Source organism: Spongiimicrobium salis (genome assembly GCF_043678055.1).
GTDB lineage: Bacteria > Bacteroidota > Bacteroidia > Flavobacteriales > Flavobacteriaceae > Spongiimicrobium > Spongiimicrobium salis.
In genome coordinates, this window is sequence record NZ_JBHEQA010000002.1 from 598,672 (window position 1) to 611,101 (window position 12,430).

14 protein-coding genes are annotated in these 12,430 nt (G+C 38.5%); 7 read left to right on the forward strand and 7 right to left on the reverse strand.

Annotated elements, in window-relative coordinates:
* A complete protein-coding gene (locus tag ACEXOE_RS11965; RefSeq protein ID WP_394749037.1) occupies nucleotides 1-1,272 on the reverse strand; it encodes a hypothetical protein in 1,272 nt (423 codons plus the stop codon).
* A gap of 168 nt (nucleotides 1,273-1,440) precedes the next feature.
* Here ACEXOE_RS11965 and ACEXOE_RS11970 point away from each other — a divergent pair, with 168 nt between their 5' ends.
* The 3 genes from ACEXOE_RS11970 to ACEXOE_RS11980 all read left to right on the forward strand — a co-directional run bounded on the left by ACEXOE_RS11970 (nucleotide 1,441) and on the right by ACEXOE_RS11980 (nucleotide 3,005).
* On the forward strand, nucleotides 1,441-2,208 hold the full coding sequence (locus tag ACEXOE_RS11970) for a M90 family metallopeptidase (RefSeq protein ID WP_394749628.1): 768 nt from the start codon (nucleotides 1,441-1,443) through the stop codon (nucleotides 2,206-2,208).
* Nucleotides 2,209-2,489: 281 nt separating this feature from the next.
* Complete coding sequence (locus ACEXOE_RS11975) at nucleotides 2,490-2,714, forward strand: hypothetical protein (protein ID WP_394749038.1); 225 nt, start codon at nucleotides 2,490-2,492, stop codon at nucleotides 2,712-2,714.
* Nucleotides 2,715-2,789: 75 nt separating this feature from the next.
* Nucleotides 2,790-3,005, forward strand: a complete 216-nt coding sequence (locus tag ACEXOE_RS11980) for a hypothetical protein (RefSeq protein WP_394749039.1) — start codon at nucleotides 2,790-2,792, stop codon at nucleotides 3,003-3,005.
* 73 nt (nucleotides 3,006-3,078) lie between these two features.
* Here ACEXOE_RS11980 and ACEXOE_RS11985 read toward each other — a convergent pair whose 3' ends face one another.
* Nucleotides 3,079-3,570 (reverse strand): peptide-methionine (S)-S-oxide reductase, encoded by a 492-nt coding sequence (locus ACEXOE_RS11985; protein ID WP_394749040.1) that lies wholly within the window; start codon nucleotides 3,568-3,570, stop codon nucleotides 3,079-3,081.
* A gap of 254 nt (nucleotides 3,571-3,824) precedes the next feature.
* Here ACEXOE_RS11985 and ACEXOE_RS11990 point away from each other — a divergent pair, with 254 nt between their 5' ends.
* Entirely contained in the window at nucleotides 3,825-4,388 is a 564-nt protein-coding gene (locus ACEXOE_RS11990) for a pseudouridine synthase (RefSeq protein ID WP_394749041.1), read from the forward strand.
* A 23-nt stretch (nucleotides 4,389-4,411) separates the two neighbouring features.
* On the opposite strand, the gene ACEXOE_RS11995 is transcribed toward ACEXOE_RS11990, so the two are convergent.
* On the reverse strand, nucleotides 4,412-5,227 hold the full coding sequence (locus ACEXOE_RS11995) for a M23 family metallopeptidase (RefSeq protein ID WP_394749042.1): 816 nt from the start codon (nucleotides 5,225-5,227) through the stop codon (nucleotides 4,412-4,414).
* A gap of 132 nt (nucleotides 5,228-5,359) precedes the next feature.
* Here ACEXOE_RS11995 and ACEXOE_RS12000 point away from each other — a divergent pair, with 132 nt between their 5' ends.
* The gene (locus ACEXOE_RS12000) at nucleotides 5,360-6,445 is read left to right on the forward strand and encodes a YncE family protein (RefSeq protein WP_394749043.1); all 1,086 of its coding nucleotides are present in this window, start codon (nucleotides 5,360-5,362) and stop codon (nucleotides 6,443-6,445) included.
* Nucleotides 6,446-6,447: 2 nt separating this feature from the next.
* On the opposite strand, the gene ACEXOE_RS12005 is transcribed toward ACEXOE_RS12000, so the two are convergent.
* The 3 genes from ACEXOE_RS12005 to ACEXOE_RS12015 form a co-directional block, all read right to left on the reverse strand.
* Nucleotides 6,448-7,323, reverse strand: coding sequence for a helix-turn-helix domain-containing protein (locus ACEXOE_RS12005; RefSeq protein WP_394749044.1), 876 nt, complete (start codon nucleotides 7,321-7,323; stop codon nucleotides 6,448-6,450).
* A gap of 43 nt (nucleotides 7,324-7,366) precedes the next feature.
* Nucleotides 7,367-8,410 (reverse strand): flavin monoamine oxidase family protein, encoded by a 1,044-nt coding sequence (locus tag ACEXOE_RS12010; protein WP_394749045.1) that lies wholly within the window; start codon nucleotides 8,408-8,410, stop codon nucleotides 7,367-7,369.
* Between the two features lie 161 nt (nucleotides 8,411-8,571).
* The gene (locus tag ACEXOE_RS12015) at nucleotides 8,572-9,321 is read right to left on the reverse strand and encodes an SDR family NAD(P)-dependent oxidoreductase (RefSeq protein ID WP_394749046.1); all 750 of its coding nucleotides are present in this window, start codon (nucleotides 9,319-9,321) and stop codon (nucleotides 8,572-8,574) included.
* Between the two features lie 219 nt (nucleotides 9,322-9,540).
* Here ACEXOE_RS12015 and ACEXOE_RS12020 point away from each other — a divergent pair, with 219 nt between their 5' ends.
* The gene (locus tag ACEXOE_RS12020) at nucleotides 9,541-10,173 is read left to right on the forward strand and encodes a VOC family protein (protein WP_394749048.1); all 633 of its coding nucleotides are present in this window, start codon (nucleotides 9,541-9,543) and stop codon (nucleotides 10,171-10,173) included.
* A 22-nt stretch (nucleotides 10,174-10,195) separates the two neighbouring features.
* Complete coding sequence (locus ACEXOE_RS12025; RefSeq protein ID WP_394749049.1) at nucleotides 10,196-10,993, forward strand: DUF6503 family protein; 798 nt, start codon at nucleotides 10,196-10,198, stop codon at nucleotides 10,991-10,993.
* A gap of 50 nt (nucleotides 10,994-11,043) precedes the next feature.
* Here ACEXOE_RS12025 and ACEXOE_RS12030 read toward each other — a convergent pair whose 3' ends face one another.
* On the reverse strand, nucleotides 11,044-12,399 hold the full coding sequence (locus tag ACEXOE_RS12030) for a DEAD/DEAH box helicase (RefSeq protein ID WP_394749050.1): 1,356 nt from the start codon (nucleotides 12,397-12,399) through the stop codon (nucleotides 11,044-11,046).
* Nucleotides 12,400-12,430 lie beyond the last annotated feature (31 nt).

Genomic DNA, 12,430 nt, shown 5'->3' on the forward strand with positions numbered 1-12,430 from the left:
TTAAGGCGTAATGAATACTGTAGGATTGGTGCAGGAATCCATAGGAATATACCGATACCCATCTTGAGTGGTAAAAACAAGTTCGTAAACGGCATTGGGTGGAATATCCATTGGGATGGACACGTTAAAAATTATCTGCTCGTTTTCAGTATTAATATCGGTTAGAGGGTCTAAAGTCAGTTCAAATCGGAGGCCGCTTTGCGGATCTAAAAAGGCAACTTCCGGCGGCAGGTTTGGACAAAAAGCAGTATTAAAAACACCATTTTCTATAGAAACACTTAAGCTTGAGCTTTTGCTGATGGAATTTTGAAGGGGACAATATGCAATATCCAAAACTTCTATGGAGCCTCCCTTTACAGCCTTCAAGGGTACGCCAGAAGCATTGGATCCGGTTAATGTATAGGTTCCAGGAGATAGCCCTGGAGGTACACGAAAACCAGACAGCCTTCTGAAGTTTTCGAAAGGCTCAGGAGCACTGAACAATTTGGGAGCAGCTAAGCCACTAATGAAAATGCGGTCTTCAAAACCATTAGTTCGAACCAAAAAACATTGATTGGGGCTTAATTCTTTAACCAAAACTTCAAAGAGGCTACTCAATTGAAAAATACCAAGGCTAAAGAACTCCCCTGCTTCCATATCTACAAATTGAGCGCCATTATTACCAAAATATAAAAAGAGCTCGTATGGTTCACTGACAGGAATGTTATCACTGAGCAGCAAGGTTAAGCGATCTCTCTTCACTTCAATAATTTCATGATCATTGAGGTCTGCAAAGTTTCCTTCCGTTTCAAAACGCTCATAAATTCTATAATTTTGGGGGTCAATCTCTGGAAAATGCTTTCCATAAACCCTTAAGGTATCGCTATCTTGGAATATAAGTGTGCTACTTACCGAATCAATGACTATGCGCTGATACGAAAATGCATCTTCTTCAATGATAAAATCTTCTGTTGTTGATGTGGATATTCCAATATCTAAGCGATCATCCCCTAGAGGGACTATAGGAACCTGGACGAAGAGGCTATTGGAAGTAGAAATTTGATCTAGAACAATGGCATCTTCAGCATTGAAGCGTACTCTTGTAAATACGGGGTCAATATTGGCATTGTCCAGATCAATCTGAATTGTGTCAAAAGGAATTCCAACCCTTGGTGCTATAGCGCGGATAGATAATGGGAGTTCAGTTTGCATCATAGCATCCTCAGTATCTGTCTTACAGGAAGAAATGAGAACGAAGCATACCAATAGCATAAACAATCTGTAGAATTTCATGGGCAGATAGGCTGAAGAGTTAAAGATTTTAGGAATGCAATACTAGAAGGAAAAATAGGTATAGGTCGTCTCTTTGTATACATTGATACCAATTGCCGAATCTAATTCAAAACAAAAGCTAGCTTTTGAATTTTACGGGACTATAATATCTTTACACTTTATAAGATGATGAAATACTTCTTGTTGTTTGCTCCTTTATTGCTTTTCTTTTTATTTCGTTTGAGGAAGAAGGAGGCCTCTCCACTACCCTTTCCATCAGAATGGCATCAGTTGTTGTTGGACCATGTCCATTTTTATAGAAAACTAGCAGATTCCAAACAGCGCCTCTTCCAAAAAAGAATGATGCAATTTTTAAGCGAAGTTCATATTGATAGCGTTCAGTTTGAGTTGGAAGATTTAGATCGCGTGCTCATTGCTGCAAGTGCGGTAATTCCCGTATTTGGATTTCCAGAATGGCAGTATACCAATTTGACCGGAATTATTGTATATCCCGATCACTTTAACGAAAACCTTGAATTTGGAGACAAGGCAAATGAAAGGAAGATAGCAGGGATGGTTGGTAGCGGTCCATTTGAAAAACAAATGATATTATCAAGAAAGGCCCTTCATCACGGATTTGCTAATACTACGGATAAGAATAATACGGCAATCCATGAATTTGTGCACTTATTGGATAAAATGGATGGTACTATCGATGGTATTCCAAGTCAGCTATTGGCACATCAGTATGCCATTCCTTGGTTAAAGCTTATTCATAAGGAAATGAACGCGATACATCATCAAAACTCCGATATTAGGGGCTACGGAGGGACCAACGAAGCAGAATTCTTTGCGGTAGCTTCGGAATATTTTTTTGAAAGACCCAAGTTGCTCAAAAGAAAACACCCTGAACTTTATGCTATGTTACATACCATTTTCTGCAAAAAAGGAAAGTGACATTTCCTTTGTACATAGCTAACAAAGAACAAAGCTTTTTATAGTTAAAGCTTAGTGAACTCACATTTCGCCTTCATTCCTAAGGTAACCGCTAACTTCTATAGGTTCGATCCATTCTACATCGAGCTATCTTTCGTTTTGTTGTCATAAGATTGATTTACCCATAATGTTAAAAATAGGAATTAAAACTAAAATTTGTAGTTTTTATGATATTTGAAAATAATAATATTCCTACATTTATAGAATATAACATTTTTCTCTAATCTAATATTCTATAAATCATGTTTAAAAACATTAAAACAATTTCAGGAGTTAAATCCCTCAGTAAATCAGAACAAAAAGAAATTTTGGGTGGAAGTTTCGGCCATGGATTCGGCTGTAATCAGCCGATTCTTGCCCAATGCTTCGACGATAGTGATTGTCCTTGCAACAGACGTTGTGGTGTCACCGTAGATGGCGGTCCTCAAGGCCCGATCTTTTTCGCTGATGTATGTGAATTCAACTAAATGAAATACAAGTTTGCTTTTATGTAGAAGCAATTATTTTGCATAATTCATTATTAACTATTTATCCCTAAAAACATGTTTAAAAACATTAAATCATTGAAAGGAGTCAAATCATTGACTAAAGGAGAACAAAAAGCAATTCAGGGTGGCTTCGGCCATTTTGGTTGTCAGCCACAAATTTTGGAGTGTTCCAGTGATCGTGATTGCCCATTTTGCTCCCAAGGATGTGGAATTCAGATTACCTTACCCGATGGAGAAATCCTAAATATCGATGGTATTTGCGCATTCTAAGCCCTAATACAAATCCTAAAATGCCTTGTAAAGTTAATTTTGCAGGGCATTTTTATTTTGGAACAAAGGGGAATTAGGTCTCCGTATACTGTTGGTACTCTTTTTGCAACAAATGTAGCTTTGGGGCAATATATCGCTCACAAAACGGTTTTTGAGGATTTTGCGCATAGTAATTCTGAAATTGCTCTTCCGAAGGTTTGAATGCCTTAAAATCAAGAACTTCTGTTATTATTTGATGGTCAAATTTAGGCTGCAAGTCTTTTAAGATTTTTAGGGCCTCGGCAAACTGCTTTGGTGTAAACGTATAAATCGCCGAACGGTACTTCGTACGCATACGGTGTTGTACCGTACTTTTATGCGTATGCAAATGTATCTCTGTCAATACCTCTAAATCAATAAGATTGGGGTCATAGTATACAATAACCGCTTCCGAAAAACTGGCAGCATTTCCATAGGAAGAAACAAAGCCTTGTTCTACTTTATAAACTCCTTTTAAGGACTGAAAAACAGCTTCGGTGCACCAATGACAGCCACCTCCAAAAGCAATTTTAACCTTTGGTTCCACGCAATACTCCTTTTGTTATAATTATTTTATTCCCAGTATGGCATTAAATTGCCTTACTTCACAGTGGTAAAAATACTTTAATCGTTCTTTTAAATGCTTGTAATTTAATTTTATCTTCATGATACTATTCATTAAGTATATAACATTAGTGTACTTTTACATAAAAAATCACAATTCCATTTCGTTTTTAACTTTTCCTATGGGAATTTCTCTTTGGGAAAGATGAATATTAAACGGTTTAGGCAACACTAAAAATGCATTACAAACTCTACAAACCTTTTGGGATGCTTAGTCAATTATCTTCCAATGATGCCAAAGAAGCCAGAAACAAACGTTTTTTAAGTGAGTTGTATAATTTCCCCTCAGGTATAATGCCCATAGGACGTTTGGATGAAAAATCTGAAGGCCTTCTTTTAATGACTACCGATGGGAAGTTGAGCGATATAATCAATCGTGCGGGCATAGAAAAGGAGTACTATGCCCAGTTGGATGGTGAAATCACCGATCTTGCAATAGATCAATTGGCAAGGGGAGTTGAAATAGGTTTTTCAGGAAAAAAATACATGACTAAAACCTGCGTAGCTAAAAGACTGACGAAAATCCCCATTTTTCCAGAGGCCAATGCCAAATTACGCATAGGAAGACATCGACCTACCTCTTGGGTTTCTATTTGCGTCAAAGAAGGAAAATATAGGCAGATACGTAAAATGACGGCGGCCGTGGGTTTCCCTACGCTACGTTTGGTTAGAGTACGTATTGGTGCTATCGAATTACGAGGTTTGCAAGTTGGAGAAGTAGTTCCTTTGCAACAAATATAAGACGCTTTTACATCAAAGATTTTTTATTTCACCCTTTTATATTTCTTCCTTCGTTTCAATATTTTTCCTTCATATCCTTCAAAAAATATGGGAACGGAGATGTCACGCGCTTCCCGGACCACAAAATGCAAATGTGGTCCACCACTATACCCCGTATTCCCAGAATACCCAATGACCTGACCACGTGTTACCCAATCACCTTTTTTTACCAAAGCCCCATTGTAATTTAAATGGGTATAATTTCCAAAAGTTCCATCATCATGAAGCACTAGAATTTTATTGGCTTTATTAATAAAGTCTATTCCTCCAGATTCTTTAAATTTTGTAATGGTGTATATGACCACACCTTCCCTTGCCGCACATACAAGGTCTCCTATTTTCATATTAAAATCCAAAGCATACTTTGAAGCAATACTATGATGGGATTTTTTCCCGTTAAAGCCCTGAGTAATGGTATATTTTTTTCCTTTTTCATAAGGTAGTGCATATATATAATCATCATTATGCTTGGAGGTTTGGGTATCCCCATAGTAAGCCTTTAAACTAAAGAATTTTCCCATAGTACTGCCCTCTTCTAAGGTATCAATAACACTCTTGTGCACACGAATGATGCCAATAAGAGAATCCATTTTGGGCAATAAACTCAATTTTTGATACCGTGATTTAGGCAAAACAATAGCTTTGGGAATTACCTCTACCTCTATAGGGGCATAGGAGGTGCTCTTTATTCCATAAAAGACAGAATCCCCAACAGTCTCCTTAAACATTTCACATTCTCCAGCTTGCCCCATGATTAGAATAGGAAATAGAAGCAATATCAGAATTGTGGGTGTTTTCATTTGGTATTATTTATAATGTAATAAAGATAATAGTCTTTCATAAATGTTACAGTGTCCTTTAAAAGTAGGGTTTCCAAAGGTACAATTGTTACATTCCTGTAAGTTCCTTTTACTAGGATAGACTATAAAAACATGAAAAAGAAAAGTAGCTTCCTTCCCATAATTTTAATAGTTGTTTTTGGCCTTCTTTTAGTACTGCAAGCATGTAGTTCTGAAGATGGTCAGGAACCTACGATCAATGTCCCAGACACTCCTTCTGGTGATGAGGATACACCTTCGGATAGGGATGAAGGAGATAGTTTAGCTAGCAATGGTTGTCAGAATGTAGTGATATACAACGGCTATGCCTACGCGGCTTGCGGAAGTGAAATAGAAGTGATTTCTTTGGAAAGTATGGCCCGTAATTTGTTAACTATTTCCGCCGACGATATTACTGTGGATGAGAGCACTGGACAACTGTTTACACAATCTGGAAGAACACTCCGGTCTTTTAACCTTGATAATCCTATGGAGCCCGCTGTGGTGGCAACTACGCAGACCAGTTTTAGTATTTTCTCCGGAATTTCCGCAGCTAATGGTATTGTAGCGGTTTCTGGTGGTTCTACCAATTCGGATACTCAAGTGTATACCTATACGGCAAATAGTATTACCTTGGTCAATGATGGCATTCCGGTTGTGGACAATATCACTGGTAATCCTGATGTCCATGTTGCTGCAACCGCAAATGGTGGGGCTACGGCATTTTATTCACAGGATTTAGGGAATGTTGCCAATTGGGGCATACAAATGGTTGCGTTTGATGCCAATGCACAAGTAATTGCTACACCAGAGGTGGTGGTACTTACCCCTGGTGCGTATAGAGGTACTTTTGATGCCCCTGTGGGGCCGGCAAACTTTCCTTTGGAAAGTGAATTCTTAGACAATAGATTATATGTAGCCCATTTTGCTGCCCCAGGTATTCACGTTATAGATTTGAATAATAGCAATGCCCTTTCTTTAATTTCATTACCCTACGAGCCTATTAATATTGGAACGGACGGTTCTCAATTATTCGTTATAGGATTGAACAGTACTGTCATTGATGTGTTAGATCCTACAACGGGTAGTATCGTATCTTCCATACAGGCGCCATTAAGGCAACCCAATGGCGTTGCCGTTTCCGCTTCACATATCGCCATAGCAGATCGAAGCGAGGGCTTATTGGTGGTAAACAGATGATTTTAAAGTACCGTATTTCTGTACTTCTTTGGAGAACTTCCCATATATCGTTTAAAGTATTTTACAAAATAGGAAGCATCCTCAAAACCTAAGCGAAAAGCAATTTCACTAATTTGAAGACTTGTAAATTTTAAGAGGCGTTTGGCTTCTAGGATAATGCGTTCAGCAATGAGTTGTGAAGGCAGTTTATTACCAACTGTTTTGGTTATTGTAGTAAGCGTTTTTGATGAAATGTGCAGTAAGCTTCCATATTCATGTATGGACAAGCCTCCTTTATAGTGCGTTTCAATAAGAGATTTAAAGGTATAGTATTGTAGCTCATAGTAGGTGTGTCCGCTGCTATTGTCCGAATCCGGTTGTTGAATTCGTTCTAAATTGATCAATAATGACTTTAATAGAAAACGAATTACATCTTCGTATCCAAAACGATGGCGTTCCTTTAATTCTGCCTGTATTAAGTCAATATAGGATTCTCCGATTCTCGCCATAGTTGCATCAATAGCATAACATGGATGTTGCAAAGAGCTAAAAATATTGTATTTCAAAAGAATATCAACATCGGAAGGCGTAAAGAAACTTTCATTAAAATGGATCAGCCATCCATCGATGTCCAGGTTGTCATCAAAAGCATGGATTTGATCTTTGGTCACAAACAATAGCGTATTCTCCTTGATGTCATACGATTTAAAATCGATGATATGCGACCCGCCCCCCTTGAAAAACCAGATAATCTGGTAGTAACTATGGGAATGGGGTATCGCCGCTTTCTCTACATTTTTATTTCGATATTCCCATAAAGAATAAAGTTCAAATTGCAATTTTTCCGGATGCGCCTTATGCAAATGATACTGGGTAATTTTTGAATTCGCATCACTCATAACAGTATATTTTTAGTTCGTTTTGAAAACGAATCGTGTAAAACTAACCAATTACTTTCTTGTACGAAATGATTCCTCGCGCTATGGCTCCATCCATATAGCCACCATGTATGGCCGACGTTTCTGCTCCAGAAAAGAACAACTTGCCGTTCATGTAAAAATTGTCATAGGCATCGTTGCCATATTCAGGGCTAATGTAAACCGATTTGATTCTTTTAGAGGAGGTATTTTTATCTTTGGACCAATCCAACTCCTCATACCTTAAAAAATGACGCGCTTCATCCCCCAAATACTTTGAAAGATACGTTATAATTCTTTCCTTTCGCTTCTCTGGAGTCGTATCCCTTAGTCCTTCATTGACAAAACCCATAAGAATATAATTCGCATTGGATTCATCGGTATGGTCATAGATTTCTGTCACTGCTCCTACCTGTCCAACGATAGTTCCTGAAAGACCTTTTTCCCTCCAAAAGGGGCGATCATACTGTATTCCTACCTTAATGGCATTGCTCATCCAAGTATGGGTAGTTTTCATAATTCTTCTTAACTTCTTTGGAAGCTTTGGTGAAAAATCAATATGATGTAGGATTCGTGGGGGAATCGTGACAATTACCTTTTCCGAACTATATTGACCTTGATTGGTATGTAGAATCAACTTATCATGCTGTTCTTCAATGGCATGCACTTTTGTATCCAATACGAGCGATTCCGATATTGGCGCCATCAATTTGGAGATCATCGCCGAAGTTCCTCCACTGATACGATATGGAGGGATAACACTGGGGTCGTTCTCAAAATATTGTTCAGGGGCCATACTACTGTAAACAAGGATACTCTTTCCTGTATTGTATTGATGAAATTTGGAAATATTCAACTCAGCCAACAAGGCTACCACACTTTCATGATGATTGTGGAACCAGGTTGCTCCAAAATCTATCGCATTTCGCGTAAGGATTCTTCCGCCTACTCTTTTTCTTGCATCCAAAACTTTAAAATTGGTCTCACCATGCTTATGTAGCATATACGCGGTGGTAAGTCCAGATAAGCCTGCACCAATTATAAGGTATTTTGAGTGGGAAGAGTCCATAAATAAGCAGTTAAACGAACAATAGAAAGGCCAAAGATAGGGTATCCGTATTGGCCCTTGATCCGCAATTTCTTTTTTTTTTTAGATTTTGGGCACACTAAAAATAACAATAGCGGTACATTCATTTTAGAACGTACCCCTATTGAAATGGAAAAAATATTCTAGTTTCTTCCGGACATCACCCCTCCGTCGGTATCCCAGATGGCACCGGTAACCCATGATGCCTTATCGGATAATAGAAAGGAAATAGCATCAGCAACATCATTAGCCTTACCATTTCTACCTATGGGATGAAAACCATGAAAATCCTGAAGGGCATTTTCCGCAGCTTCTTTCCCGCCAAAGACACTTTCATATACGGGAGTTTCAACAACGGCAGGAGAAACGGCATTTACCCTTATCTTGTGATCTGCCAATTCCATGGCCAAATGTTGCGTTAAGGAATGTAATCCTGCCTTTTGCATAGAATAGGCCGAAGAAGGTGTTGCTTTAACCGCTTGTTTGGCCCACATAGAACCAACATTTACGATAGCTCCACCCCCAGTAGCTGCCATCTTCTTGGCAGCGCGTTGCGTAATAAAGAAAAACCCTCTGTTTAGGTCTTGATAGCTATCGTAATCGGCTACAGTGTGATCCAAAAATGGTTTAGGTCCAAAAACTCCAGAAGCATTTACCAGATAATCCAGATTGTCCAAGTTATCTATGGCTTCATTCAATTTAGCTACTTCTTGGCTATTGGTAATATCTACTTGGTGCGTTTGCAAGTTTCCTGAAACTTCATTCTTAAAAGCTTCCAATTTATTGGCGTTGGTTCCAACAACATGGACTTCAACACCTTCTTGGAGAAGGTTTTGGGCTGTTGCTTTACCAATTCCACTACTTCCTCCTATAATTAATGCTCTTTTGCTCATAATATCTTATTTACGATTTGTATTAAAATTATTTTTCGATACAAAATTATAAAGGATGAACATGCTTTTCTGGTGCATCTTGGACAATGAATGGTAATTTTGCGAAACGGTATTTCCTTACTTAAAAAATGAGATGCTAAACTCCCTTATATTTTTCTTAATGTCGATAGGGGCTGTTGTACTTTGTAATATCTTTGAACCAAATAATAATTGGGAAGCATGCAGCAAAGGCAATTAGATCATATTGTATACTCCGTTTTTGATTTGGATAAGGCTATTGAAGATTTTGAGGCTTTATTGGGTGTTCGACCTATTTTTAGCGGACATCACTCCAGCTTCGGAACAAAAAATGCCTTAATTAATTTAACCGATGGTGCTTATTTGGAATTATTGGCCATCGATACGGCGAACACCGCAGTTCTTCCTCCGAGGTGGATGGGTATTGACCTTCTCAGTAAGCCTTGTATCAGTAGATGGGCCTTAAAAACAACGGCTATTGAGAAGGATAGTCGAATCCTGCAACGGCACGACGAAAAAATGGGACAGCTTGTAGGTGGGTCGCGGAACACCGAAAAAGGAAAGCTTTTGCAATGGGATCTTACCCTGCCCCTAGCCGCCCCTGAAGTGGAATTGGTGCCTTTTAGTATTGATTGGAGTAAGTCGGAAACGCATCCCACCCAAGAACTTCCGGACATGGGATGTAAGCTTATCAAAATTACGGCGACACATCCTTATCCAGAGACGTATACTAGTATATTTGAGCAATTGGACTATCACCTTACGATTGAAAAAGCAGCAACCGTCCAACTTAAAATGACCTTGGAAAGCCCTTTAGGAATCATTGAATTATAACCATAAGAAATTACAATCGAACATGAACATCAAAGAAGCTACCATTATTCTACTTATTAGTTTAGCACTTTTTTCCTGTAACAACAAAGCAAAAAAAAACGTAGAAACTGTAGAAGTCAAAGAAATGGTAAAACCCGCCTCCGAGGCGTTGGACAAGGCTTCCCTGTTATTGGATGAGGCCTTTGAAGCTCATGGCGGAGCATTGTATGATAATGCTCATTATACTTTTGTTTTTAGAGATATGACCTATACCTTCAACAACACCAATGGCTATAGGTATACTAGAAATGGAAAGGATAAAAATGGAGATGAGATTTATGATGTTCTTAAAAATGGAACCTTGACCAGAACGCTTAATGGAAAAGAAACCACACTTTCCAAAAAGGAGGCCGATACCTATGCTGCTTCTGTAAATTCGGTTATCTATTTTGCGACGCTTCCCCATAAATTATATGACAAAGCTGTTCAAAAGACGTATAAGGGCACAACAACCATTAAAGGCTTGGCCTACGACATTATGGAAGTTACTTTCGCCCAAGAAGGCGGAGGAAAGGATTTTGATGATCAATTTCATTACTGGATCAATTCAGATACCAAAATAATAGATTATATCGCTTACAACTATCAAGTAGATGGTGGTGGTGTTCGTTTTAGAAGTGCCTATAATCCAAGAAGGGTAGATGGAATACATTTTCAGGACTATGTAAATTATAAAGCCCCCATAGGAACAGCATTAAAAGACCTTCCTAAATATTATGAGGAAGGGAAATTGAAAGAACTATCCCGCATTGAAACTGAAGAAATCAGAAGTCTTAGATAAAGGCTTTTGGTTTATGGCGGGTGATAATAATGTGCCTTAAGGGATATGCTTTATCTCCTCTTGTTGCGTTTATTGTTATTTTTATCCCCCTTTGTTTTCGGTTTTTTATACTTCTGCTTAATTTTTCTTTTATAGCTCCCCCCTTGATTCTCTCTTTTGTTTTTTTCCTTCTTTTCATGGAAACTGGGGCCAGGAGCATCTTTATCGGCCATTTTAGTAGGGTTATATCGCTCTAAAATTTTGGGCCGTTCCTCATAGATTAGTTCATCGGAAATGGCAACAGCTTCCGGGAGTTCCAATTTGGGAATAACATAATCCATTAGTGTTTCTATGGCTTCCAAAGATTTTTCTTCCGTAGGCGTATATAATAAAATTGAGTTTCCTTTGGTTTTCGCTCTACCCGTTCTACCAATGCGATGCATATAATTTTCTGGAAAGCTCGGAGTATCAAAATTAATGACATGCGAGATTTTGTCTAAATCCAGCCCTCTGGACATGACATCGGTAGTGACTAAAATGCGATTTTTCCCTTCATCAAATTGTCGAATGGAACGCAGCCTATAATTCTGCGTTTTATTGGAATGAATTACACAGACCTCGGTGGTATAAAAATCATCTAGAGCTTCGAAGAGGCGATCGGCCATCCGTTTATTGGAAACAAAAATCAATACCTTTTTAAATGTTTCGGCACTTCCCAGAAGGTGGGTCAATACATTTACTTTTGTATTAAAGTTGGGAACGGCATAGGCTTGTTGCGCTATATTGGTCAAAGGAGTCCCGCTTACGGCTACCGATATTTTCCGTACATTTTTAAAGAAGTCTTTGATCAATGCTTCAATATCATCTGTCATTGTAGCCGAGAACATAATATTTTGGCGTCGCTCTGGCAATAATTCAAAGATATTGTTCAATTGAAATCGAAATCCAAGATCGAGCATGACATCCACTTCATCAATGACCAATTTCTTGATCGATTTCAACTTCAAAGCCCTGCTCAAAACAAGATCATAAAGGCGCCCAGGGGTAGCTACAATAATATCCGCTCCTTCGGCTACAGCTTCTTTTTGACGATTGATATTCGTTCCTCCGTAGACTCCAAGTACCTTCGTAGACGTATATTTTCCAAATTTTTCAATTTCTTCAACTACTTGCAATACCAATTCACGTGTTGGCACTAAAACCAGCACTCTTGGCATTTTTTCTTTGCTAAAGGGTAGCATCTGTAAAATGGGCAACATATAGGCCAATGTTTTCCCGGTGCCCGTTTGTGCAATACCAATGACATCACTACCTGAGGACACTACCGAAAAAGCGGCAGCCTGTATTTCCGTAGGCTGTAGAAAACCTAAATCCTTAATGGCATTTCTTAAAGGATTGGAAATGGCAAATTCTTCGAAAGATGACATGGATTTTGGTTTAGGGTTTTAAAGGTACAAA

Coding starts and splice junctions, on each gene's coding strand:
- ACEXOE_RS11990 (WP_394749041.1), top strand. CDS start 3,825: ATGCATTACAAACTCTACAAACCTTTTGGGATGCTTAGTCAATTATCT.
- ACEXOE_RS11980 (WP_394749039.1), top strand. CDS start 2,790: ATGTTTAAAAACATTAAATCATTGAAAGGAGTCAAATCATTGACTAAA.
- ACEXOE_RS12020 (WP_394749048.1), top strand. CDS start 9,541: ATGCAGCAAAGGCAATTAGATCATATTGTATACTCCGTTTTTGATTTG.
- ACEXOE_RS12030 (WP_394749050.1), bottom strand. CDS start 12,399: ATGTCATCTTTCGAAGAATTTGCCATTTCCAATCCTTTAAGAAATGCC.
- ACEXOE_RS12000 (WP_394749043.1), top strand. CDS start 5,360: ATGAAAAAGAAAAGTAGCTTCCTTCCCATAATTTTAATAGTTGTTTTT.
- ACEXOE_RS11995 (WP_394749042.1), bottom strand. CDS start 5,227: ATGAAAACACCCACAATTCTGATATTGCTTCTATTTCCTATTCTAATC.
- ACEXOE_RS11975 (WP_394749038.1), top strand. CDS start 2,490: ATGTTTAAAAACATTAAAACAATTTCAGGAGTTAAATCCCTCAGTAAA.
- ACEXOE_RS12025 (WP_394749049.1), top strand. CDS start 10,196: ATGAACATCAAAGAAGCTACCATTATTCTACTTATTAGTTTAGCACTT.
- ACEXOE_RS12005 (WP_394749044.1), bottom strand. CDS start 7,323: ATGAGTGATGCGAATTCAAAAATTACCCAGTATCATTTGCATAAGGCG.
- ACEXOE_RS12010 (WP_394749045.1), bottom strand. CDS start 8,410: ATGGACTCTTCCCACTCAAAATACCTTATAATTGGTGCAGGCTTATCT.
- ACEXOE_RS12015 (WP_394749046.1), bottom strand. CDS start 9,321: ATGAGCAAAAGAGCATTAATTATAGGAGGAAGTAGTGGAATTGGTAAA.
- ACEXOE_RS11965 (WP_394749037.1), bottom strand. CDS start 1,272: ATGAAATTCTACAGATTGTTTATGCTATTGGTATGCTTCGTTCTCATT.
- ACEXOE_RS11970 (WP_394749628.1), top strand. CDS start 1,441: ATGAAATACTTCTTGTTGTTTGCTCCTTTATTGCTTTTCTTTTTATTT.